We start from the raw sequence: 22,009 nt of genomic DNA on the forward strand, positions 1-22,009 counted from the left end.
TTCACGAAGCAATATGGTATTACCTGCCTGCTTTTTGTAGGAATAAGAAAAGAGAGTTACAAGAAACACATTTGTGATTCTATAAAACTTCCCATGAGATTCTAAAGAATTGCCATATAGATTCCGGCAATAAGTATTATCTTTGTATCTTAATCAACAGGACTCAAAGCTCTGTTTTTCTTATGTTTCGCCCTTAGGTCAGTGCAAAAATAGGCACTGCTCCGGTGAGCTGAGGACAGACAGATGCTGACAAGTCTGTATCGAAAACGGAACAACCCTACCCTATCTCGCTTATGTCCATCCTGTATAATTTCCGCAAGATGCCACGACGTCCCGACCAAAATGAATCCGAAGAGGCGGATGAACGGCTTTTTGCCCAAGCTATCATCCGACAGCAGTGCACCACCGAGGACCTTTGCCGGGACATCTCGGACAGGTCGTCCTTCAGTGCCGGCGACATCATGGGACTGATGACAGCCATGGAGGAATTGATATTCAAATATCTGGCTTCGGGCTATAGCTTCCGGCTGGGCAATATCGGCACGTTTTCGGCCAAAGTGAAGTCCCGCGGTGTAAGTGACAAAAAGGAAATCCGATCCGGTTCCGTCCAAGCCGTGGACATCAATTTCCGCTCCACACCGCAAGCCAAACGACGAATGCGCAGCATGAGTGTGAAGCGCGGTCCGAGCTTCGGCCAATCCCGCCCCAAAGCGGAGGAGGAAGAACGCTATCGCTTGGCTGTAGGACATATCCGCCATAGAGGATACATCCGGATAGCCGAGTACAGCGTACTCTCCGGTCTGCTCAAACATAGTGCCACAAGGGAACTGAACCGCTGGGTACAAGAAGGCAAATTGGCGACGCGCGGACTCCGCTCGCACAAAGTCTACGTCCTGCCGGAAGCCACATCACAGAACGGCGAATCAATAGATTAGGAAGATAATGGCCCAAGGAAAGCAGCAAAGGCGGAGACAGCCGGAGGGGGAAAAGAGGCCGAACCGTAAGCGAATGATCTGGGGGGCAATCGTTTTCCTTTTTAACTGCTTCCTCCTCTTTCGTCTGTGTAGTGGCAGCAAAGAAGCGGACAGCGGAACGAAAACGGCCAAAGAGCAGTATTGGCTCAACTACGATCCCAATCGTCCTGTAACGGACATCCTCAACTACGACTACGACAATCGTATGATCATCTATCGCGACACAGGCCGATTTCCCGACACCCCCTCCCCCATACCGTATAAAGGCGAGAAAAAAGCGGATCAGGACGATGAGCGCGAACCGCTCAATGACTACGAGGACTACTACGAAGAGCTGTACGACTACTTTCACGATTGAAGCCTTGCAAAACTGTACGTTTATTTTTAGCTTCGCGAAAACAAGAAAACGATGATCCCACGAACGATAACCGATAAGCTTTCGGACATGAGCCGGAAGTATCCGATCGTAACCCTTACCGGTCCCCGACAGTCGGGCAAATCCACGCTTCTCAGGACAGTATTCTCAGACTATCGCTACGTTTCGCTCGAAGAGCTAGACATGCGTCTGTTCGCTACAGAAGATCCCCGTGGATTCCTATCCACCTACCCCGATCGTACGATCATCGACGAAGTGCAGCGCGTGCCCACGCTCTTCTCCTATCTACAGTCTCACGTGGATAAGGAAAACCGAGAAGGCATGTATCTCCTGGCCGGTTCGCACAATTTCCTGTTGATGGAAAACATCACACAGACACTGGCCGGACGCACAGCTGTCCTCCGACTGCTACCCTTTGCACAAGACGAGATGCGTGCTGGCAATATCCTGCCCCATTCGACAGACGAAGCTATCTTCCGTGGCGCATATCCGAGGTTGTACGACAAGGGCATCTCACCCGTGGATTATTACCCGTATTATATCCAGACCTATGTCGAACGCGATGTCAGACAACTTCGGAATATAGGCGAACTGAGCAAATTCGTTCTCTTCCTGAGGCTTTGTGCCGGTCGGATAGGTCAGTTGCTCAGCCTCCAATCATTGGCCAACGAATGTGGCATATCGCAGACAACTGCCTCGGCATGGCTATCGCTCCTGGAAGCAAGTTATATAGCCTATCGCATCCAACCCGATCACAATAATTACACCAAACGTTTGGTCAAGACCCCGAAACTATACTTTTACGATACGGGGCTGGCTTGTTCCCTCTTGGGTATACAAACCGTGGAGCAGCTTCCCACTCATTTCCTGCGAGGCGGTTTGTTCGAGAATCTTGTGATCAATGAGTTTGTAAAACATTCCTACAACAAGGGCGAGCAGCCCAATCTGACTTTCTGGAGAGATACAGCCGGAAATGAAATCGATCTGATACAGACCATCGGATCGGACCAATACGCCTATGAGATCAAATCGGGAGCCACCTACTCGTCCGATTATTTCAAAGGCATGATCAAATGGGCGGAGCTGTCCGGCGTCCCGACCGATCGGTGTTTTGCTATTTACAATGGCGAAGAACTCCTGAAGACCTCACACGGTACCGTTGTTCCCTGGAGGAAAAACGAACATCTCTTCGGCCGATAAGACACAACAGCGGGAAAGGCATCATTCACCTGCAACATTAAACTTGCCACTTCCGTTATACCCTATACTAACATAGAGAAGAACATAATTATGGAGAAAAACATGAGACCGTATACCGTACTATGGGCCGATGATGAGATCGACCTGCTCAAACCGCACATTCTATTTCTCGAACAGAAAGGATATCAGGTAACACCCGTACTTAGTGGCAACGATGCCATAGAAGCCTTGCAAAATAACGACTTCGACATCGTATTCCTCGATGAGAACATGCCCGGCATCGGCGGACTGGATGCTTTACAGAAGATCAAAGAGCTGAAACCCTACACACCCGTCGTCATGATAACGAAAAGCGAAGAGGAGCATATCATGACACAAGCCATCGGGGGAAAGATAGCGGACTACCTCATCAAACCGGTGAATCCGAATCAGCTCCTCCTGTCGCTGAAGAAAAACCTGCAGCAGCACAGTATCATCAGCGAAACCACGAACACGAACTACCGGCAAGAGTTCGTCCAACTTGGCACGCAGATGAGTGGTAAGCTCTCCTTCGAAGAATGGAAAGAACTGTACCGCCGGATCGTATTCTGGGAGATAGAGCTGGAACAAGCCGACAGGCAGATGGGCGAACTCCTCGAAATGCAGAAACAGGAAGCCAACCGTCTCTTTGCCCGATTCGTCACACAGAACTATCGGGAATGGATCGCCAAGCCGGATACACGTCCAACGATGAGTCCGGATCTTTTCAAACAGAAGGTATTCCCCCTACTCGACAATGGCGAAAAGGTATTCTTCATCCTCATAGACAACTTTCGGCAGGATCAGTGGGAAAGCGTGAAATCCATGCTCAGCGAGTTTTACACCTTCGAAGAAGATATGTACCTGTCCATCCTGCCGACAGCGACCCAATATGCACGCAATGCCATCTTCTCCGGCCTGATGCCGTTGCAGATAGAAAAGATGTTTCCCGACCTCTGGGTGGACGAAGAGAGCGAAGAGGGTAAGAACCTGAACGAAGAACCTATGATCCGGACGCTGATCGAACGCTACCGCAAGCACTACAGCTTCTCCTACAATAAGGTATATGAGACCAAATTCGGCGAACGGCTGCTGGGACAAATCCGGTCACTGTCGCAGAATCAGCTCAATGTGATAGTCCTGAACTTCGTGGACATGATGTCCCATGCCCGTACGGACAGCAAGATGATCCGAGAGCTGGCATCCAACGAAGCGGCCTATCGCTCGCTGACGAAGAGCTGGTTCAAGCATTCGACCACCTACAACCTTTTCCGCAGCATTGCCGAAATGGGTTATAAAGTGGTATTGACCACCGATCATGGAACTATTCAGGTGAAGAATCCCGTCAAAGTAGTCGGAGACAGAAGTACCAATACCAACCTCAGATACAAAATAGGCAAGAACCTCGACTACAACCCGAAAGAAGTATTCGAGATCAAAGATCCTGCAAGTGTAGGGCTGCCCCATAACAACCTCTCGGACAAATTCATCTTCACGAAAGAGGATGATTTCTTCGCCTACCCGAATAACTACAACTACTACGTACAATACTATCGCAATACGTTCCAGCACGGAGGCATATCGCTCGAAGAGATGCTTGTACCCGTAATCACGATGCAACCCAAGTAAATACTTCATACATGAATACGATCACTATCGACAGTACGTCCGACCTCGGCCGCGCAGCACGCGACTTCATTGCCCTGATGGGCGACAATACCGTTTTTGCCTTTTACGCCCCGATGGGTACGGGCAAGACCACTTTCATCAAAGCCGTATGCGAGGAGCTGGGCGTATCGGACGTTATTAATAGCCCCACCTTTTCGATTATCAACGAGTACCGCTCGGATCAGACGGGCGAACTGATCTATCACTTCGACTGCTACCGGCTCAACAAGATAGAAGACGCCCTGAATCTGGGTGTAGAAGACTATTTCGATAGCGGTAGTCTCTGCTTCATCGAATGGCCGGAGCTTCTGGGGCCGATACTGCCGAACGATACGGTTCATGTCCGAATCGAAGAGCTGGAAGACGGCAAGCGCAGGCTTACATTCTAATGCCTGCTCCGATGTCGTTCGTCATTCGGGACTTCTATCTCATCCTCTTTGCCATAGTCGGTCTGGTTTCGCTGCTGACTGCTCTGCTTTGTCCGGATTGGTTACTGAGCAGCCGAGGAGCACGCATTTGGATCAATGCCTTCGGCAAGCGAGGCGCACGTATCTTCTATATTATAATAGGAGTGGCTCTGCTGAGTGCCGCGGCTTTCGGACTGATCAAGCTCTGAAAAGTATCTTGCAGTAGAATCGTCATCATAAAAAAGCACCCCCCTGCTCAGTCTCATTTTCGTATATTCCTTATAACCTCTTCAAGGGGAAACCTCTACCTTTACGGTCGGAATCAAATTCAGACCGATGGATTACGAAATAGAGAACAACCATGCCGACAATATTCGCAGGGGAAGTATCGAAGTGATATGCGGCTCCATGTTCAGTGGTAAGACGGAAGAGCTGCTACGCCGTCTGCGGAGGGCTAAGATAGCGCGCCAGACAGTGGAGATATTCAAGCCGACCATCGACATGCGCTACGACGAAACGGATGTCGTTTCGCACGACAGGAATGCTATCGCTTCTACTCCCGTGGACAATTCGGCCAATATACTGCTGCTATCCTCCCAAGTGGATGTGGTGGGGATAGACGAAGCCCAGTTCTTTGATGAGGGTCTTGTGGAAGTAGCCCAACGATTGGCCGATCAGGGTGTTCGCGTTGTGATCGCCGGATTGGATATGGACTTTCGGCGTCAGCCTTTCGGGCCTATGCCGGGCTTATGTGCCATAGCCGACTCCGTGACCAAAGTTCATGCCGTGTGTGTGGAATGTGGCCGTCTGGCCAGCTATTCTTTCCGTCGTGTCCAAGGCGATCAGCAAGTGATGCTGGGCGAACTGAACGAATACAGTCCCCTGTGCAGAAACTGCTATCGGAAATGCAGTTCTCTCCCTCAAACAGAAGAAATCCATTCGACAATATGAACAGCAGACATCTGACAGTCACAATCATTGCCGGCTTCTCCCTCTTTGTACTGACATTGGGCAGCTGCTCTGTAACCAAACAGGATCCGCAGTGGACTCTCGGCGGAAAGCTCTTTACTTCGGCCTGGATACAACGTTCGGCCGAATATCAAGCTCTCTGCATTCAGGCATACAACATCGCCACAGAAAGAGTGGACGCTCTACCGGCAGAACACAAACAAGGGGCCAAACCTTATGCCATCGTAACAGACATAGACGAGACCATTTTGGACAATACGCCTAACTCCGTGTATCAGGCTCTCAGGGGCAAAGATTATGATGAAGAGACTTGGGGAGAATGGTGTGCACAGGCCGATGCCGACACGCTGGCAGGTGCTTTGTCTTTCTTTCTCCATGCAGCGAACAAGGGGATCGAGGTCTTTTACGTCACCAACCGCAGAGACAATCTGCGCGAAGCAACTCTTCAGAACCTTCAGCACTACGGATTTCCCTTTGCCGATGAAGAACATCTGCTTACGACCCATGGGCCATCCGACAAAGAACCTCGTCGGCTGAAAATACAGGAACGGTATGAAATAGTATTGCTCATAGGCGACAACCTGGGCGACTTCCACCACTTCTTCAATACCAAAGAAGAGTCCGGACGCAAACAGGCTCTGGGCCTGACAGCCGGGGAGTTTGGCCGGCGATTCATCATGCTGCCCAATCCCAACTACGGATCTTGGGAACCGGCATGGTACGGCGGAAAGTATCCGCCGCTACCCGAAAGAGACAAAGCACTCAAACGACTGCGCTCACAGAGCAGCAGATAGCCCCCATAAGCAAACACATCGAATAGACAGACTCACACTATGGACAACAAACGACTAAGCAAAATAGAAAGACTGCTTCAGAAAGAACTCAGCGAAATTTTCCTGCGAGATGCCAAATCCCTGCCGGGCGTAATAGTTTCGGTAACGAACGTGCGTGTAAGTCCCGACCTCAGCATCGCGCGTATACACTTGAGTATATTCCCATCCGAGAAGAGCAGCGAGATTCTTGAGAGCATCAAACACAATACAAAGACGATCCGTTATGACCTCGGGCAGCAGGTGCGTACCCAACTGCGCAAGATACCGGATTTGACATTCTACATAGATGACTCGCTGGACTATCTGGAGAATATAGACCGTCTGCTGAATAAATAAGAAACGGTCGCCCGATCAAAGACGCTGTGCACTTTCCTTTTTTCATAGCCCGCCGCTATCTGTTCTCCCGCAAAAGATTCAGTGCGGTCAATGTGGTTTCGCTCGTTTCAGCGATAGCTGTCTGCGTGGTCTCTTCGGCCCTGGTTTGTATCCTCTCCATTTTCAATGGATACGAAGCGCTGATCATGACGCATTCGGCTGTAACGGATCCCCCTCTTATGATTCGTTCGGCAGACAATTCGCTGATAAAGGCAGAAGATAAAACTTTGCTCACATCTCTCGAAACGGAAGGGATCGGTTCGTACAGCTTCATCCTCACCGGAGAAGGTCTTCTAAAGACGAAGTATCGACAGCAGGCCGTTTCTCTCATGGGTGTGGACGATCGCTACGCCCAAACCGTCAGGATAGACTCCATCATCTTTGCAGGCACATTCGCTACGAATACGTTATCCGGAGCTACAGCTCTGAATATCGGCGCAGCCATCGCAACAGAAATGCAGCTCGGTGCAGGCTTTGTAGACGACGTAGAGATAATTGTTCCCCGTCGTATCGGGCTGATCAATCCGCTTGTTCCGGCCGGTGCATTCAAGGTGCTCCAAGGACGAGTAGCCTCGGTATTTGCATCCGGCCTGCAACCCGCGGACAATTCCATCATCCTCTCCATAGACAGTCTGCGCAAACTCCTCGATTATTCGGAGCATGAAGCAGAAGCCGTGGCCATACAGCTACAAATGGGTAGCGATGCAGTGCAAACGGCTCTCCGCCTAAAAGAGACACTTGGGAGCGGCTACCAAGTACTCGATTTGGCCGGACAGCATCCCGAAATCACTCACTTGGTAGCGATGGAGAAGTGGATGAGCTACCTGATCCTCTTGTTTATCCTTGTGCTTGCTACGTTTAATATCGTCAGCAGCCTCTCCATGCTCCTTATAGAAAAGAAGGAAGACATCTATACGTTCCACTCGATGGGAGCAACATCTCAAACCATCTCTCGTATCTTTCGGTTAGAAGGGCTGCTCGTCTCCATGACGGGAGCAGCCATCGGCATTCTGATCGGCATAGGCTTGTGTGTGCTACAGCAGCAGTATGGTCTGATCACCCTGCAAATGGGCTTGGGATCGGTGGCATATCCGGTCAGAATGGATGCAGTGGATCTGGTCATCATATTCCTGACTATATTCACACTCAGCTACTTAGCTGCCTATTATCCTGTCCACTATTTCATCAATCGCAGGCTGAAAAACAGCTGACGAAAGGCCTCATTCGGGAACGAGGACAATGTGCAAAAGCTTTGGAATAAGGTGTTTGCGTATATCAAAGTTCGTATCTTTGTGGCAAAGGAGTGCCGGCTATGCCGATTAGATGTTCAGCAAACGAACTCGGAGAAAGTACACGATGACAGACAGTATAGTTATTATCCCTACCTACAATGAGCGGGAGAACGTGGCCAAAATGATAGAAACGGTCTTCGCTCTACCCAAAACTTTCGATATTCTGATAATCGACGACGGATCGCCCGACGGAACGGCTGCGATCGTCAAAGAGAAACAGGTCATCTATCCTGAAAGACTTCATCTGATCGAGAGACAAGGCAAATTGGGTTTGGGTACGGCCTATATAGCCGGATTCAAATGGAGCATCGCACGAGGGTATGACTATATATTCGAGATGGACTGTGATTTCAGCCATCCGGTAGACAAGCTGATCGGTCTATACAATGCCTGTGCCACAGGAGAAGCCGATGTAGCGATCGGCTCGCGCTATGTATCGGGCGGAGGCGTCAAGGACTGGCCTAAAAGTCGTGTATGGATGAGCTACTATGCATCCGTATATGTGCGTCTCGTAACCCTGATGAATATATGCGACACGACTGCCGGATTTGTTTGCTACCGCCGCGAAGTTCTCGAAGCCATCGATCTTGATTCGGTACATTTCAAGGGCTACGCTTTCCAAATCGAGATGAAATACACGGCCCACTGTCTCGGATTTCGTCTGAAAGAGATTCCCATCACTTTCGTCAATCGTGTTTTGGGAACGTCGAAAATGAACTCCTCCATTTTCGGTGAAGCTTTCACAGGCGTAATCAAGTTACGCTACTGGCACTTATTCAAAGGATTTCCCAAAAGAAAATAGTACGAAAGAGATGAAAATTCTTCTTCGCAACGCACTTATCACCAACGAGGGAAGGACCTTCCTCGGTTCGGTGATGATCGATGGCGCATTTATCTCCCGTATTATCGAAGGAGAGCTACCTGCGGATGACAATCTCTCTGCCGATGAAGTCATAGACTGTAGCGGTCTGAGGCTATTCCCCGGATGTATAGACGACCAAGTTCATTTCCGCGAGCCGGGACTGACGCACAAAGCTACCATCGCCTCTGAAAGCCGGGCAGCAGTAGCAGGGGGAGTCACTTCGTTTATGGATATGCCCAATACGAATCCTCCTACCACTACGTGGGAGCGACTGTTGGAGAAAAGGCAGATCGGTGCAGATACGGCATGGGCCAACTACGGCTTTTTCTTCGGTGGCACGAATGACAACATCGATGAGATCAAACGGGTGGACAAACATTTGGTACCCGGTCTGAAGCTATTCCTCGGTTCATCTACCGGCAATATGCTTGTGGACAATAAGGATACGCTGGAGAAAATATTCGGAGAATGCGACCTGCTCATCGCCACGCACTGCGAAAAAGAGGAAATCATCCGAGCCAACAAAGAGCACTACAAAGCCAAATACGGGAATGATTTGGACATACATTTCCACCCCCTCATCCGTAGCGAAGAGGCTTGTTACCGCTCATCGGCAGAAGCGGTGGAGCTGGCCGATAGGATGAATGCCCGTCTGCACATCTTGCATCTCTCGACAGAGAAAGAGCTGAGTCTCTTCCGCAACGATATACCCACAGCACAAAAGCGAATCACGTCGGAAGTCTGCGTACACCATTTGTGGTTCAGCGATGCCGACTACAACAGACTTGGCAACAAGATCAAATGGAATCCGGCCATCAAAAAAGAATCGGACAGGGAGGCTCTTCGTGCAGCCGTACGCAATGGAGGCATCGATATTATAGCTACGGATCATGCCCCGCATCTGCTAAGAGAAAAAGAAGGCAGTTGCTTGCAGGCTGCATCCGGCGGACCACTCGTGCAGCACTCCTTGCTCGCCTTGCTCGAACTCTGCCATCAAGGCATATTCAGCATCGAAGAAATAGTAAGCAAGACTTCTCACATACCGGCCACTCTCTTCGCCATAGAGAAGAGGGGCTACATTCGTCCGGGCTACTATGCCGATCTGGTACTTGTGGATCCGTCATCTCCTCTCACCGTATCTGCCGATAATATACTTAGCCTCTGCGGATGGTCTCCTTTCGAAGGCTTCACCTTCAGTCACAGCGTCGCATACACTTTTGTCAATGGATGCCTGGCTTATGCAAAAGGGTGCTTGGCCGAAAGCCGGCCCACGGTACATCCGCTACTCTTCGACAGATAGAAGAATCGTATTCTTCTCTTGTCGTACCGTTTTGTCTTGCATATTGTCTAATCTTTGCCTATCATTGCTCACGCCGGACAGTTGATGTATCGAATATGGCGATCAAGTCCATAAGCATCTTCTAAACAGGTTACGGCTACAGTATAACATTCGCCCCTCAATCCTCATGGAAGAAGAAAGACAGCAATCACCGCTCGAAGGCCTGTCGGAAGAAGCTCTCAAACACGTCCATCAGCTTGATGAGCATATACCGATAGAATTGCAAGCCTCTTATTTCCGTTTGTCGGCAGAGATGCGCAGACGTGGCATACAGCTTAGCGAGAACGAAGTCCAAGATGCAGAGCAGCTATTGTTCGATCCTATACTTTCGGACGACATCAAGAAAATGACTCTGCTCCGCCTTGCCATCACAGGCAATATCACAGTATTCAGGATTATCGAACGCTATCTCGAATCCGCTCCCGATTCGATGAGGCCTTGGGCTTTGATGGCCCAGCTGGAAGCTCGCATAGGTATCCTGTCCGATCTGGTAGATGAGAAGCAACTGGTCATAACCAGTGGTCTGGGCGGCCATGATGGCATGATGCGCTTCATGGCCTTTCTCCATACGGACAAATTGCAAGACTTCGAACGCTATCAGGAAGAACTGATAGAGAAGGAGTTGCTATACCGTATCGGCAAAGCATCCGGAGAAATAGAACGGCTGGAGATGCACAGCAACTATCTGCTCCTGACCTTCCTTGTCCCGATCAACTATGATCTGAGAAACTTCTTCTCATCCTTCATAGCCGAATGCAACCAGTTCGGCCACTTTCTTTCCACTACATTTATCATCACCAATACCCAACTGCTTACCCCACAGGGTGCCCAAGTAGCCCTGAAGAAATATGCCGAAGAAAACGACCTTCCTGCAACTAATTAAATATGGTATCGTAGGCGTATCCAATACGCTCATTTCCATGATTGTAATCTTCCTGCTGCTCAAGGTAGCCGGCATGAAAGACGGACCGGCCAATCTGATCGGTTATATAGCAGGACTCATCAATAGCTTCATTTGGAATCGTAAATGGACATTCCGGAGCCGGACCTCTTGGAGGCAGACATTCGTACCCTTCATCCTTATGTTCGTAATATGCTATGCACTCCAATACGGACTTTTGATGTGGCTCAACGAATACTCCACCTCCTACGACAAGTATTACAACCACCTGATAGGAATGGCCTTTTTCACCATTATCAATTTCCTTGCCAATAAGTTCATTACATTCGGCAAAGAACGGTAGTGCGATATTTGGTCAATAGAGAAAACTCCTTATCTTTGCAGCGCAATAAACCAACGGGGTATTAGCTCATCTGGCTAGAGCGCGACACTGGCAGTGTCGAGGTGAGCGGTTCGAGTCCGCTATACTCCACCAAAAAAGAAGGTGGAAACCGGCAGTCAATGCAGTTTGCACCTTTTTCTTTTGTCCTCATCGGATATTTTTCCTCCTGTCCCTATCCCGACAATCTTCCCAAATAAAAGCCGAAAGCCAATGATCCCTATCAGCACAATGACAAAATATAAAAGTGATTGTGTTATAGGCATTTAGGAAGAAATTGCATCGTTTCCCCGACTCCTTTTTGGACATTGACACAGAGACTGAAAACCATGGCCAAACCAAAGTATATAGTTTGGCTTTATCAAAGTATATAGTTTGGTTCGACCAAAGTATATAGTTCGGTTGCACCAAACTATATAGTTTAGTTTCACCAAAGTATATAGTTTAGTTTGACCAAACTATATAGTTTGCTTCAGGAGTATTTTGAGCTTTCTTTGGTCAATACACAAAGTGCTATGAATCAACCACTTATTTCATATTTTCTGTAGGATGTCATTTTTGACTGCGACATACATTTTTGCCTTCTACCATCTTCCCACAAAAGAAATCGTACCGGAGGGTGATTTTTCCCGGAAACTCTATAAATTCGCAATGCGTATCTCCAATACGCTCTCTCTCCATTAGCCTCTTCTGGCTTTTCGTAAATGCTAAATCTTCCTGGAATATTACATGCTCTACCAACAGGACGAGAACGATGTTTAAGCTTATGACGACAATGCTTATAGAGGCAGCCTTTGTTGTCCTTATCTGCACGAATCTACTTGTATATCATTTCGTGAGAGAGCCTTTTACCCTCTAGATTGAAGAATCCTGAGATTTGCATAGGAGACCATTGCTTCTCCTTTAGAAGGGTTAGAGTCCTCCTCTTCAGGTGCTCCGGGACACGCTTCTTGTGGTGCACTTGGTCTTTGTGCCCATCGGCTAGCTCTTGGGCAAAGCATGGATTGTAGACTTTGTGAGATGCTGTTCTGTTACGCTTAATCTCTCGAGTAATGGTACTGACTGACAAGCTCAATTCGCGTGCGTACATATTCAGGTATCAAGTACAATATACCTTTGATGCTAAATACTTGGATCTGAAATTTAGGATGCATGGTTCTGGATTGATCGAATGATTATCTTTGCCACATCAATGTCTGCATAGTCTTTTTAGCTTTTTCATCCATAAAATATCACAGATAATGAGTAACTATTTTTACTTACAGCTTCAGTTAGATGTCAATAAGCCTGAGTTTGTCGCTCAACTTGAGGAATATGCGACTACCAACAAGGCTCTGATATATGTGCTGGATAGACCCTTGGCGGAACAAAAGAAATATGATAATTATCCAAAGGGGATGGCCTTAATTGTTCTCAGGCCCAAGCATCGCATTGCGATTCTCAAGATTCCTGAAGCAGAGTCAGAGCAATTCAATGAGCATGTGGAAGATATTATCGAGGATATCGGATATATTTCAGATAGATACGATTATAAGGAGGCTTTGGGAAGGCCCAGAGTTTGGAAGTATCGTCTAATTTCTGTACATGAAGCCCCTATAACGGATGTGATTCAATTTTGGGATGACCTTTCTTTGAATGATCCATCTGATATAAAAGATGTTGACCTCCTGATTTCTCTTTTGATCGGTAGTATCAATGATATTGAAAGAGTTAAAAGTAATGTACCTGAGACAACCTTAGACAAGGTTAAACAAAAGATACAATTATTTGATGCAGATCAAACGAGATTCATATATGAAACTCCAATGAAAAAAACGATTCGGATACAAGGATTATCAGGGACGGGAAAAACAGAATTGCTTCTTCACAAACTAAAAGAACTTTATACCGAAGACGAGAATGCTAAAATTTGTTTCACATGCCATAACAAGATTCTTGCAACAGAAATAAGTACAAGGATTCCTCAGTTTTTCAACTTCATGAAGGTTGAGCAACAGATAGAGTGGGGGAAGCGGCTATGGTGTGTCAATGCTTGGGGGAGTGCTCGTGATGAAAACTCGGGAGCATATCGATACATATGTGAATTTTATGGCCTTCCATTTTATTCGCTTAGATCAATGTCTTTTGAGAGTGCTTGTAAATTGGCGAAAGAACAAATCACACAAAAAGAGGAGCAGCTTTATGCCTTTACTTACATGTTTGTAGATGAGAGTCAAGATTTTCCCTCTCAGTTCATAGAACTTTGTGAGACCGTTACAGAGAAGACCGTGTATGTGGCAGGAGATATATTTCAAAGTATATTCGATGAAAATATATCAAGAGATATTACTCCAGACTTCTTACTTGGAAAGTGCTATCGAACAGACCCTAAAACTCTAATGTTTGCCCATGCATTAGGAATGGGATTGTTTGAGCAACACAAGCTTAGATGGTTAGAAAAGAAAGAATGGGAGGATTGTGGCTATGAAGTCTCTGTAGTTAATGGTGAGTATCGTCTTACAAGAGAGCCGATTAGGAGGTTCGAAGATTTGGATGATTCTTTTGAGAGTGTCCGTATGAAACAAGTGGACAGAGATTTTTCTTCAGCTATTGTGGATATTATTAAAGAGATTAAAGGAGAACACCCAACAGTACTTCCAGAAGACATAGGGATAATATTTCTTGATACAGAGCAGTATATCTATGGACTGGCATCTTCTATAGAAGCCGAAGTTTATGACACCTTTGGATGGAAGGTAAATAAGGCTTATGAGTCCAAACAAAGAGAGCCTCACAAACTTTTGATAAGTAATCGAAATAATGTTAAGGGGTTAGAATTCCCTTTTGTCATCTGCGTTACTAGGGAAATAAGAAATAGCATTATTTATCGTAATGCCTTATATACGATGCTTACTAGATCATTTATTCAATCTTATCTCATCACCCAGACAACACTCTGCTCAGAGATGAAGGATGGATGGGATCAAATACATCTCCATAAAGAGATGGTCATCAAAGAGCCAAGTAGTGCAGAGAAGGAGCAAATACAGACTCGATTTAAAGATAGTATCCGTCGTCTATCTTTGTATGATAGACTAAAAAACATATTTGAAGCTCATCGAATCCCGATTTCTGCACAAGAAAGTTTGAGAAAGATGCTTGGTGAACTTAGAGGAGTCGAGAAGTGGGAAGACAGTAAGATCGATGAATGGGTTGATGCCAATAAAAAGTATGTGTGATGAAGTCTTTCAGCAGTAGGATTCCTGGTTATATGAAAGAGAGGCTATTAGAAAGGTCTATTCGCTCTCAAATAGACTACATTCATTTAATCGTTGAAGCGACGGAATGTCTGTTAGGAAGGAATCCTTGTATTCAGGACCCACCATGTGTGCGTGTGGTTATTGACAAAATGGTTCGTCTTTTCGTATTTTATAGTTCCAATAAATATACAAGCATTTTCTATCCCTTCTGTATTGAGGAGGGAGAAGAAGGGTCTATTTCAATTTATAGTAGAAATGGGCAAGAAATAAGTTATAGAGAGCTCTCAGCAGTGAGAGAAGTCCTTAATGGTGTATCAATTGACCAAAACAAATGGATATCGTTCGGAGACTTATGGTATGACTATCTAACGGAGGAAAAACCTTATCCAAGCAGTGAGCAACAAAAAATAGGTATAGCTTTAATAGAAGAGCTCCTTCAGTATGAGCCAGCATATGTGCGCTATGATCATGATCCCCAAAATGAAAATGGGAATCTACACCCTAAGTATCATATTGACATAAACTATTCTCAAGGAGGAACATTTAAACTTGGGCTACAAAGCTTTATGACGCAAGAACAGTTCAAAGATCTGCATGATCTAAAAACAGATTGCCTCTATCTCAATCTTTAAAAGACATCTTAGTATTTTCAGAAACAATCCCTTGCAGTCCAATCTGAGTAAATAGTTATCTCTTAAAAACGCCAGTTCGACGTAAGAAAAGGCCAATGAATTTGTTTTCTGATTAGTGGTAAACGCCCAAAGAACGTGGATATTATGCTTGAAAAGCAGCGAATTATTTGTTTCTTAACAGTTAAAATCAATAAGATATGAACAAACAAAACGCTACTTTATGAAAACAAAATAACAATGTATAGTGCTACACTATCATAGAAAAGAGTTTGATTAGCGACTATCCCCTATTTTAATAAGAGCAATATATGAAATTAAAAATCAGTTTCTTGCTGTTATTTTTCACAATATCACAACAGCTGTCGGCACAAGAAATGGTCAAAGTAACAAGCCATTACGGAATTGGAAATGAAGAGATTCAAGATATAATCGACTTTGAAAACATTTATGTCGAAAAGCTGACCTTTCAAGGAAAACTACTGAAAGGAAAATCTTATATAATAGATTTGGAAGAATACAAAGAAGGGAAACGGGTGAATACCTCTACCCTGTTTGACGGTACTGAAACAGACTATTTTCGGATCAAATCCGAGCATGAATCGATCAAGTTTTTCTTCAAAATCAATGAAGGGAAACTAAAAACTTATATTAGAGGAGCAAAATTTGCAAGCCAAAAGTTCTACTCCACCTTGCCCTATGATCCGGACAAATATGCTGTAAAAGATTTTTTCGGTGAAGAAAAAGAATTAACGGTCGATCTCGATAAAAGAAATACGATTTTTGCCATTATTACTCCCACAATTCATGAAGACGGTTCCGGATCATACTGCGAAGTGGTACAATCGGGTGTTGCACCCGAAAAGTTAGGAGAACACTTTAGCATCCCCCATTACTATCTCGTCACGATACGATTCGAATAGATTAAATATTGGATCTCACCCCCTTTCAATATCACCTTATCGGGCTTATGATCTGCTTTCCCACGGGTGTTTATCAGGAATGAGTCCAAACCGATATTCCCTACTGAAGACTTCTTCGATATATGTGTCCGTAAGAAAGGAATAGGATTTATCAAACATCAATTTTTCGAGTAGCTCGCTTTACGATCCACTGCGTATGCTTGTTCTGTGAGGCCCTCCATCTATTTATAATAGGTTTTACCGCTTCCTTATTCACTTTCAGCCAATCCGTGAGGTGGTTGGCCACTGATTTTTTGACGAACAAAATCTCGTCCTCTTTCAAAAGCTCCAATATTTGGAAGACCGGTTCGGGATTGTTGATGAAAGTGTCCAATTTGGTTGCCCAAGGCAACTTGGGACGTAGGCCCTCGCTTGCCAGTCTCCGCAGATGAAAATTAGGAGACACAGCCCATCGCTGCATCTTCTTCAGGGTTTCGGCCGGATACTTCCGAATGTAGGGACGAATAGCATATTCACCTGTATTTCTTTTGGTTACCTCTTCGATTGCATTGATGGAAAGCTCAAAGTGGTCGAGACCGTATTCCTGAATAAATTTCCCGATAGGCATGATCCAATAGTAATGGGTAAACATTCCCGTTTCGTTAGGGTTTTCTTCTCCCAAAATACCTGTCAAAACGGATAAAGCCCTCTCATAATCTTCCGGAAGATGCTCTTTCAACAGTGAGGCGAAGATGGAGATTCGCCGGGTATATGTTTTCCCGACGACATGATTTTCAACACTTTGGACGAAGCTATCCCGATCGAAATCGGGATATACAATCATAATCTTATCTGATAATAATTCGGCCAAATTCCGGCCGAACATTTCGGTAATACTATACGTCGTTGCCATTTTGTTCGATATTGAATTCAGAATCTGCAACATTGGATGCACTCCAAAGAAGATCGAGATTCTGACGTCTATTTTCCCTAATCGGTTCCCCCTTTTATACAAACAAATATAAATATCATTTGCTCCTTGACAACTCCGGCTACCGACTTATTCAGCACGTAGCGGTAGCTATAGAGTAAATAGAATTTCCCCTGTCGGCACCTTTGTCAAATTCAAAAAGGGCTGTAGCGAAAGTTCATTGCGGCACAGCCCACTGTCGTTCGTATTCGATCTATTCGGCCCTAACATATTATAGTACCGAACATCCCATACAACGAGGCAAGACCACCTGCACTCACCATGATGTCTTTGATTATGAGGCGTCCTACACCGGAGATTGAAGGAAATCCATGATGATGAATTGCAAAGGGATTCCTCCCCAAGCCGGCTACTCAAGCCCCGGGATTTACAATGAATAAATTTATTCAACAAAAAATTGCTTTTCACATTATTTTTTATCAGATTTGCGTAAAAGGAACCGATATTAGCAAGCTTATGGACAAATTAAGTTGTAGATTTTGTCTTATCCGGTATCATTTGCTACTGATGGTGATAATCATTGCCTGATTCACTTCGGATACAGCCACTGCTCTGAAAATTATTTTGACATCTCCTAAACGAAATTTTTCATTCAGAATTCGATAACTATTATTAATCAACTAAACGGAATAGGATATGAACAAAAAGAACATTATCATCGGATCAATCATCGCAGTACTCGCCATACTGCTTATCACTTCTTTCTTGTGGAATAGAAATGTACGTAACAAGCTGCGGATCGCTCAGCACAATGTGGAAGCAGCATTGGACTCCATTCGTTACCTCAAAGATGCCAATGGAAATCTCTATGCGGAAAAGAAATCGTTTATCGCCACTATCAGCGAATTGAGAGAACTGAACAATGAGATGTATGAGAATATCCGGTCATTGCAAAAGAAACTGCAAAAGAAAATTCTGACTGGTTCCGATATAGGCGTAGTCGTGACGGACACCATTTATCAGGACAAGATCATCGAATACACGTTAGACAGTCTGGTAAATATCCCCTTCTCCGATCAGACCATCAATGCCAACAGCCTCGTTCGCATACATCGGGACAATATCCGTCTGCAACAATTCACATACAACTTGGACATTCCGCTCGAAGTCTATTTCACAAAAGACTATCAGATCATCGCTCGCAGCAAGAACGAAAACGTGACATTCAGCAAGCTCAACAGCTTTATCGACCCCTCCATTACGAAGTATCGCAATCGCAAGAGATGGGGATTCGGTATTCAGGCCGGTATCGGCTTTATGCCGGGCTACGACCTCGTAAGCAAAGACATTGTACCTGCTGTAGGCCCCTACCTCGGCGTGGGCATCAGCTACCACATCCTACAGTGGTAAGAGAGACCGGAAACCTCTTTAAAACAAGACTAAAAAAACAGGGCAACGCTAATTGATAGACGTCTGCCCTGTTTTTTTCATTAGTAGAGACCATTGCACGGCACTTTGCGTCTTTTAGGGGTTGTGGTTGTTGTATACATCACTGATAAATAGCATATTTACACATAATTAACTGTATCAACATGGGAACTAAACCAACCGAACAAGCTCCCGGCTTTCTACAAGTATATACTCAGGTTCGTCGCGACCGGATGAAGCACTCCTTTCTCCGCCAAATCAATGCTTGTGTTGATTGGCGAGGTATCCGCACCCTACTGAACAAGAAGTACACCAAGACTCAGAATGCCGTAGGTAACCCTGCCTACGGTTTCGATATACTTATTTCATAACCCAATTAGGAGCCTAATCAAAAGGCTACTAAAAAGAAAAAGGAAAATACCTGACAGAGGTTCAACATGATAAAAGAAACGCCCCGAAATGCTGTATTTCGGGGCGTTTTCTTGTACACTTTCGTGTACTTGGTTTGTAGGTCCTTGGTTTTCAGGATTTATTGTGGTGCCACCAGGAATCGAACCGGGGACACAAGGATTTTCAGTCCTTTGCTCTACCAACTGAGCTATGGCACCTTGTCTCTTGACGGGTGCAAAGATGAGCGTTTTATTTGATACCACCAAATTTTGGCACTGTTTTTTTCTTTCCCGATGCGGTATCAAGCATGATGTTACGATAAATTTAGGATTAAGACTACGAAAGGGTTTCTGAAGTTCCGATTTCTTCCGAGTGTACGATTTCGGTCAGATTCGATTTTCTCGGTCTGAATTGCTTCAAATCGGATCAACGATCCAATTTTACACAACTCGGTTCTACATGAAAGTAGAATTACAGAGTGAATGTGCATTCGAGGCCGAAGCGCAGCGGTTTGGCTTGCTGCTTGAACTTATTGCCCAAAGATTCGAAATAAAAGACGGTGTAGTCCGTATCCGTCAAATTGCGTCCCCAAAACGAAAGGGTAGCCATGCCCATGCCGATACCGATGCGTCCGTTCAGTATCAGATAGGGCGGTTGGCGGACGGTATTGTCCTCTTTCCAATAGATGGAGCCGGCTCCATTGAAATCCACCGTACAGAAGAGACGATCGATAAGCGAGCCGGAGAAGGCCCTATCGTAATGGAGCACCAAGGCATAGGTATGCAAGGGGATGAAAGGAACGCGTTTGCCTTTGTAATCGAATGAAACCACTTGTCCGCCTATTTTCTTTTCCACGGTGTAATCGACAAATTCGGCACGGGCAAAGCCGTAATTGGCCGTAACGGTCAGTCCCTGCATGATGAGGGCTTGGAGCGAAGTCTCCAAGCCGATACTGCGCGAGCGTCCGGCATTGACGATCATGCGCCCCGTACCGTTGTCCACGAATCTGGTGAGCTGGAGGTCCCGCGTGTCGGTAAGGAAGAGGGCGGCATCGAGGGCAAGTTTCCGCTTCTGCGGCTTCCAGTGCAAGCCGAGTTCGTAACTGTGGCTGTATTCGGGTTTGAAGGAGATCGTCTGCTCCACGTTGTCCACCACGGGTTTGAGCGGTTGGTTCATGACGGCGGACATGAGATCACTTTGCTGCTGTTGCATGATGAGGTCGGCAAAGACCTGCTCGTTGTATCCTCCGGCTTTGTAACCTTTTGCCATCGAAAAGTAAGTAGTCAGGTCAGCCGACGGAGCGTATTTGAGCGAGAATTTGGGTAGTAGTTCCCACGTGGCCTTCGACTCCCTGCCCTCCATCACACTCGGCACACTGAGGGGATAGGTTTGGCCGGTGGCTTTCACCGTAACGAATATCGGATAGGAAGCAGATTCGGAGTAGTCGAATCGCTGGTATTCGTAGTCCAGCCTGAGTCCGATGGTGGCAGAAAGAGAGCGAACGAACAGGTCGTCTATCGTGGACTGGTGGAAGAGGGCGGTACCGAGCGTAGGCCGATCGAAGTGTCCGGGAAGGGTGAGATCGCTCGACATATCCGCCGTGAGGATGACAGGGATTTGAGGCATGGCATTGAGTTTGTCGAACTGCGTCTGCAACATGGTGCGGATGCCATCTTTCTTGAAGAGGATAGGAACGTCGAGCGAATTGTAATCATAGAATCCGAACAGGCCGGCACTCCAATGATAGCGACCCGAAGAATTGTCCCGCAGGGCAAATTCCTGCGTCAGGCTATGGTTCTTTTGTCGCTGTGTAATGGCAAACAAATCGAGCCGGGTATAGTCCTGATCCATGTTCATCTCATCATTCAAGTACTGGAAGCCCGTGGCGGAACTGATGGTGAAGGGGACAAACTTTTTATTCAGCAGGAATCGCAACGTCAGTATATGCCGGCGGTAGTGTCCTTCGTCATTATAGTCTACGGGGTGTAGCACGCCCGTGTTTTCGTCATATTTGCGATAAGGAAATGCGGCCTGATCGCCGAAGTCATAATCCGCGCCAAGCGACATTTGCAGGGTTTCGTCCAGGTGCATTTCCAACTTCAGACGTCCGCCGATATTGCTCTCCCTGTCAGCCCATTTGCCGGTGAAGTCGTTACGATTGTAGCCGTCCGCTTTGTCCGCATAGGCGGCATAAGCCAAGGCCATACGTTCCGAGATGTGCAGATTGCCTTTGGCCTTGAAGTTGTAGAAGCCATTCCTCCCTGCACCGCCTGTCAGCTCGGTTCGCTTGGGGGCAAACGGGGATCGGGTATGGACGTTGATCACGCCGGCCATGGCATTTCTGCCATACAGAGTACCCTGAGGGCCACGAAGGATCTGTACTCCCTGCACGTCGGCCAACTCGAAGTTGAAGGAACTTCTATTCAAATACGGCACTCCATCCACATATATACCAATGGTCTGTCCGCTACTGCGAGCCCCTACCCCTCTTAAATACATGGCTGACGACATTTTGGAGCCGTATTCGGGTATATAAAGATTGGGCACATAGCTCGTCAATGCAGGAATGGACGTGATGCGGGACTGCTCCAGAAGACGGGTGTTCAGGATGGAATATGCCCCCGGTAGCTTCATCAGAGCGTTGGTCTCCTTGATGAATGTACCGGTAGAGAGGACAACCACTTTATCCAAGATGTGTGAATACAAACTATCCGTTTCTTTTTCGATCGCTTCGGTATGAACCGTGGAAGCCTGCATACAGGGCAGAAAACCGATCAAAGAGAGGCAAATGGCAAACAGCTTTTTCTTCATAAGGGAATAATCTATTGGAATTTGTCGGCCTGAAAATAGAGATTCGCCTCCTACACCAATTCGTTTACAGCAAAGAGCGCGGTGAA

At 46.3% G+C, this 22,009-nt stretch carries 21 protein-coding genes and 2 tRNA genes; 20 read left to right on the forward strand and 3 right to left on the reverse strand.

Features of this window, described 5'->3' with window-relative positions:
- Positions 1 to 293 precede the first annotated feature (293 nt).
- From HQ49_RS00990 to HQ49_RS01080, 18 genes are all read left to right on the forward strand, one after another.
- Positions 294 to 935 carry an HU family DNA-binding protein gene (locus tag HQ49_RS00990; protein WP_039417900.1) on the forward strand — a complete coding sequence of 214 codons (642 nt, stop codon included), beginning with the start codon at positions 294 to 296 and terminating at the stop codon, positions 933 to 935.
- Between the two features lie 7 nt (positions 936 to 942).
- Positions 943 to 1,332 carry a hypothetical protein gene (locus HQ49_RS00995; protein WP_039417902.1) on the forward strand — a complete coding sequence of 130 codons (390 nt, stop codon included), beginning with the start codon at positions 943 to 945 and terminating at the stop codon, positions 1,330 to 1,332.
- 51 nt (positions 1,333 to 1,383) lie between these two features.
- Complete coding sequence (locus tag HQ49_RS01000; protein ID WP_039417904.1) at positions 1,384 to 2,550, forward strand: ATP-binding protein; 1,167 nt, start codon at positions 1,384 to 1,386, stop codon at positions 2,548 to 2,550.
- Positions 2,551 to 2,640: 90 nt separating this feature from the next.
- The gene (porX, locus tag HQ49_RS01005) at positions 2,641 to 4,197 is read left to right on the forward strand and encodes a type IX secretion system response regulator PorX (protein WP_039417905.1); all 1,557 of its coding nucleotides are present in this window, start codon (positions 2,641 to 2,643) and stop codon (positions 4,195 to 4,197) included.
- A gap of 11 nt (positions 4,198 to 4,208) precedes the next feature.
- Positions 4,209 to 4,625, forward strand: a complete 417-nt coding sequence (gene tsaE / locus HQ49_RS01010; protein ID WP_039417906.1) for a tRNA (adenosine(37)-N6)-threonylcarbamoyltransferase complex ATPase subunit type 1 TsaE — start codon at positions 4,209 to 4,211, stop codon at positions 4,623 to 4,625.
- Entirely contained in the window at positions 4,625 to 4,852 is a 228-nt protein-coding gene (locus tag HQ49_RS01015; protein WP_004584157.1) for an immunity 17 family protein, read from the forward strand. The genes tsaE and HQ49_RS01015 overlap by 1 nt, the downstream gene beginning before the upstream one ends.
- Before the next feature lie 127 nt (positions 4,853 to 4,979).
- Positions 4,980 to 5,594: a thymidine kinase gene (locus HQ49_RS01020; protein WP_039417907.1), complete on the forward strand. Its 615-nt coding sequence runs from the start codon at positions 4,980 to 4,982 to the stop codon at positions 5,592 to 5,594.
- A complete protein-coding gene (locus HQ49_RS01025) occupies positions 5,591 to 6,406 on the forward strand; it encodes a 5'-nucleotidase, lipoprotein e(P4) family (protein WP_039417908.1) in 816 nt (271 codons plus the stop codon). The genes HQ49_RS01020 and HQ49_RS01025 overlap by 4 nt, the downstream gene beginning before the upstream one ends.
- Before the next feature lie 39 nt (positions 6,407 to 6,445).
- On the forward strand, positions 6,446 to 6,781 hold the full coding sequence (rbfA, locus tag HQ49_RS01030; RefSeq protein WP_018964582.1) for a 30S ribosome-binding factor RbfA: 336 nt from the start codon (positions 6,446 to 6,448) through the stop codon (positions 6,779 to 6,781).
- A 26-nt stretch (positions 6,782 to 6,807) separates the two neighbouring features.
- Entirely contained in the window at positions 6,808 to 8,031 is a 1,224-nt protein-coding gene (locus HQ49_RS01035; RefSeq protein WP_039417909.1) for an FtsX-like permease family protein, read from the forward strand.
- A gap of 145 nt (positions 8,032 to 8,176) precedes the next feature.
- A complete protein-coding gene (locus tag HQ49_RS01040; RefSeq protein WP_026292108.1) occupies positions 8,177 to 8,914 on the forward strand; it encodes a polyprenol monophosphomannose synthase in 738 nt (245 codons plus the stop codon).
- A 10-nt stretch (positions 8,915 to 8,924) separates the two neighbouring features.
- Positions 8,925 to 10,274, forward strand: a complete 1,350-nt coding sequence (locus tag HQ49_RS01045; protein ID WP_039417910.1) for a dihydroorotase — start codon at positions 8,925 to 8,927, stop codon at positions 10,272 to 10,274.
- A gap of 166 nt (positions 10,275 to 10,440) precedes the next feature.
- Positions 10,441 to 11,196, forward strand: a complete 756-nt coding sequence (locus HQ49_RS01050) for a hypothetical protein (RefSeq protein WP_039417911.1) — start codon at positions 10,441 to 10,443, stop codon at positions 11,194 to 11,196.
- A complete protein-coding gene (locus HQ49_RS01055) occupies positions 11,162 to 11,557 on the forward strand; it encodes a GtrA family protein (protein ID WP_018964577.1) in 396 nt (131 codons plus the stop codon). The genes HQ49_RS01050 and HQ49_RS01055 overlap by 35 nt, the downstream gene beginning before the upstream one ends.
- A 55-nt stretch (positions 11,558 to 11,612) precedes the next feature.
- Positions 11,613 to 11,689, forward strand: a tRNA-Ala gene (locus HQ49_RS01060).
- 1,145 nt (positions 11,690 to 12,834) lie between these two features.
- On the forward strand, positions 12,835 to 14,811 hold the full coding sequence (locus HQ49_RS01070) for an ATP-binding domain-containing protein (RefSeq protein ID WP_039417912.1): 1,977 nt from the start codon (positions 12,835 to 12,837) through the stop codon (positions 14,809 to 14,811).
- Positions 14,811 to 15,464 (forward strand): hypothetical protein, encoded by a 654-nt coding sequence (locus HQ49_RS01075; protein ID WP_152569112.1) that lies wholly within the window; start codon positions 14,811 to 14,813, stop codon positions 15,462 to 15,464. Before HQ49_RS01070 ends, HQ49_RS01075 begins: the two co-directional genes overlap by 1 nt.
- Before the next feature lie 308 nt (positions 15,465 to 15,772).
- Positions 15,773 to 16,384, forward strand: coding sequence for a hypothetical protein (locus HQ49_RS01080; RefSeq protein WP_039417915.1), 612 nt, complete (start codon positions 15,773 to 15,775; stop codon positions 16,382 to 16,384).
- Positions 16,385 to 16,535: 151 nt separating this feature from the next.
- Here HQ49_RS01080 and HQ49_RS01085 read toward each other — a convergent pair whose 3' ends face one another.
- Complete coding sequence (locus HQ49_RS01085; RefSeq protein ID WP_039417979.1) at positions 16,536 to 17,276, reverse strand: DNA alkylation repair protein; 741 nt, start codon at positions 17,274 to 17,276, stop codon at positions 16,536 to 16,538.
- A gap of 714 nt (positions 17,277 to 17,990) precedes the next feature.
- Here HQ49_RS01085 and HQ49_RS01090 point away from each other — a divergent pair.
- Both HQ49_RS01090 and HQ49_RS11825 read left to right on the forward strand, forming a co-directional pair.
- Entirely contained in the window at positions 17,991 to 18,704 is a 714-nt protein-coding gene (locus HQ49_RS01090; protein ID WP_039417916.1) for a hypothetical protein, read from the forward strand.
- 182 nt (positions 18,705 to 18,886) lie between these two features.
- On the forward strand, positions 18,887 to 19,093 hold the full coding sequence (locus HQ49_RS11825) for a hypothetical protein (protein WP_200879152.1): 207 nt from the start codon (positions 18,887 to 18,889) through the stop codon (positions 19,091 to 19,093).
- Positions 19,094 to 19,257: 164 nt separating this feature from the next.
- Here the strand turns inward: HQ49_RS11825 and HQ49_RS01095 are convergent.
- Together HQ49_RS01095 and HQ49_RS01100 are read right to left on the reverse strand one after the other, a co-directional pair.
- Positions 19,258 to 19,330 (reverse strand) — tRNA-Phe (locus HQ49_RS01095).
- A 253-nt stretch (positions 19,331 to 19,583) separates the two neighbouring features.
- The gene (locus HQ49_RS01100; protein WP_052073404.1) at positions 19,584 to 21,923 is read right to left on the reverse strand and encodes a TonB-dependent receptor; all 2,340 of its coding nucleotides are present in this window, start codon (positions 21,921 to 21,923) and stop codon (positions 19,584 to 19,586) included.
- Positions 21,924 to 22,009 lie beyond the last annotated feature (86 nt).

Source organism: Porphyromonas gulae (assembly GCF_000765945.1).
In the GTDB taxonomy this organism is placed as follows: Bacteria; Bacteroidota; Bacteroidia; order Bacteroidales; family Porphyromonadaceae; genus Porphyromonas; species Porphyromonas gulae.

What these genes read in the sequence shown, in the direction of transcription:
- HQ49_RS01100 (WP_052073404.1), bottom strand. Translation starts at nt 21,923, where the DNA reads ATGAAGAAAAAGCTGTTTGCCATTTGCCTCTCTTTGATCGGTTTTCTG.
- HQ49_RS01050 (WP_039417911.1), top strand. Translation starts at nt 10,441, where the DNA reads ATGGAAGAAGAAAGACAGCAATCACCGCTCGAAGGCCTGTCGGAAGAA.
- tsaE (WP_039417906.1), top strand. Translation starts at nt 4,209, where the DNA reads ATGAATACGATCACTATCGACAGTACGTCCGACCTCGGCCGCGCAGCA.
- HQ49_RS00995 (WP_039417902.1), top strand. Translation starts at nt 943, where the DNA reads ATGGCCCAAGGAAAGCAGCAAAGGCGGAGACAGCCGGAGGGGGAAAAG.
- HQ49_RS01090 (WP_039417916.1), top strand. Translation starts at nt 17,991, where the DNA reads ATGAACAAAAAGAACATTATCATCGGATCAATCATCGCAGTACTCGCC.
- HQ49_RS01055 (WP_018964577.1), top strand. Translation starts at nt 11,162, where the DNA reads ATGCCGAAGAAAACGACCTTCCTGCAACTAATTAAATATGGTATCGTA.
- HQ49_RS01080 (WP_039417915.1), top strand. Translation starts at nt 15,773, where the DNA reads ATGAAATTAAAAATCAGTTTCTTGCTGTTATTTTTCACAATATCACAA.
- HQ49_RS01040 (WP_026292108.1), top strand. Translation starts at nt 8,177, where the DNA reads ATGACAGACAGTATAGTTATTATCCCTACCTACAATGAGCGGGAGAAC.
- HQ49_RS01075 (WP_152569112.1), top strand. Translation starts at nt 14,811, where the DNA reads ATGAAGTCTTTCAGCAGTAGGATTCCTGGTTATATGAAAGAGAGGCTA.
- HQ49_RS11825 (WP_200879152.1), top strand. Translation starts at nt 18,887, where the DNA reads ATGGGAACTAAACCAACCGAACAAGCTCCCGGCTTTCTACAAGTATAT.
- HQ49_RS01045 (WP_039417910.1), top strand. Translation starts at nt 8,925, where the DNA reads ATGAAAATTCTTCTTCGCAACGCACTTATCACCAACGAGGGAAGGACC.
- HQ49_RS01015 (WP_004584157.1), top strand. Translation starts at nt 4,625, where the DNA reads ATGCCTGCTCCGATGTCGTTCGTCATTCGGGACTTCTATCTCATCCTC.
- porX (WP_039417905.1), top strand. Translation starts at nt 2,641, where the DNA reads ATGGAGAAAAACATGAGACCGTATACCGTACTATGGGCCGATGATGAG.
- rbfA (WP_018964582.1), top strand. Translation starts at nt 6,446, where the DNA reads ATGGACAACAAACGACTAAGCAAAATAGAAAGACTGCTTCAGAAAGAA.
- HQ49_RS01020 (WP_039417907.1), top strand. Translation starts at nt 4,980, where the DNA reads ATGGATTACGAAATAGAGAACAACCATGCCGACAATATTCGCAGGGGA.
- HQ49_RS01085 (WP_039417979.1), bottom strand. Translation starts at nt 17,276, where the DNA reads ATGGCAACGACGTATAGTATTACCGAAATGTTCGGCCGGAATTTGGCC.
- HQ49_RS00990 (WP_039417900.1), top strand. Translation starts at nt 294, where the DNA reads ATGTCCATCCTGTATAATTTCCGCAAGATGCCACGACGTCCCGACCAA.
- HQ49_RS01000 (WP_039417904.1), top strand. Translation starts at nt 1,384, where the DNA reads ATGATCCCACGAACGATAACCGATAAGCTTTCGGACATGAGCCGGAAG.
- HQ49_RS01025 (WP_039417908.1), top strand. Translation starts at nt 5,591, where the DNA reads ATGAACAGCAGACATCTGACAGTCACAATCATTGCCGGCTTCTCCCTC.
- HQ49_RS01070 (WP_039417912.1), top strand. Translation starts at nt 12,835, where the DNA reads ATGAGTAACTATTTTTACTTACAGCTTCAGTTAGATGTCAATAAGCCT.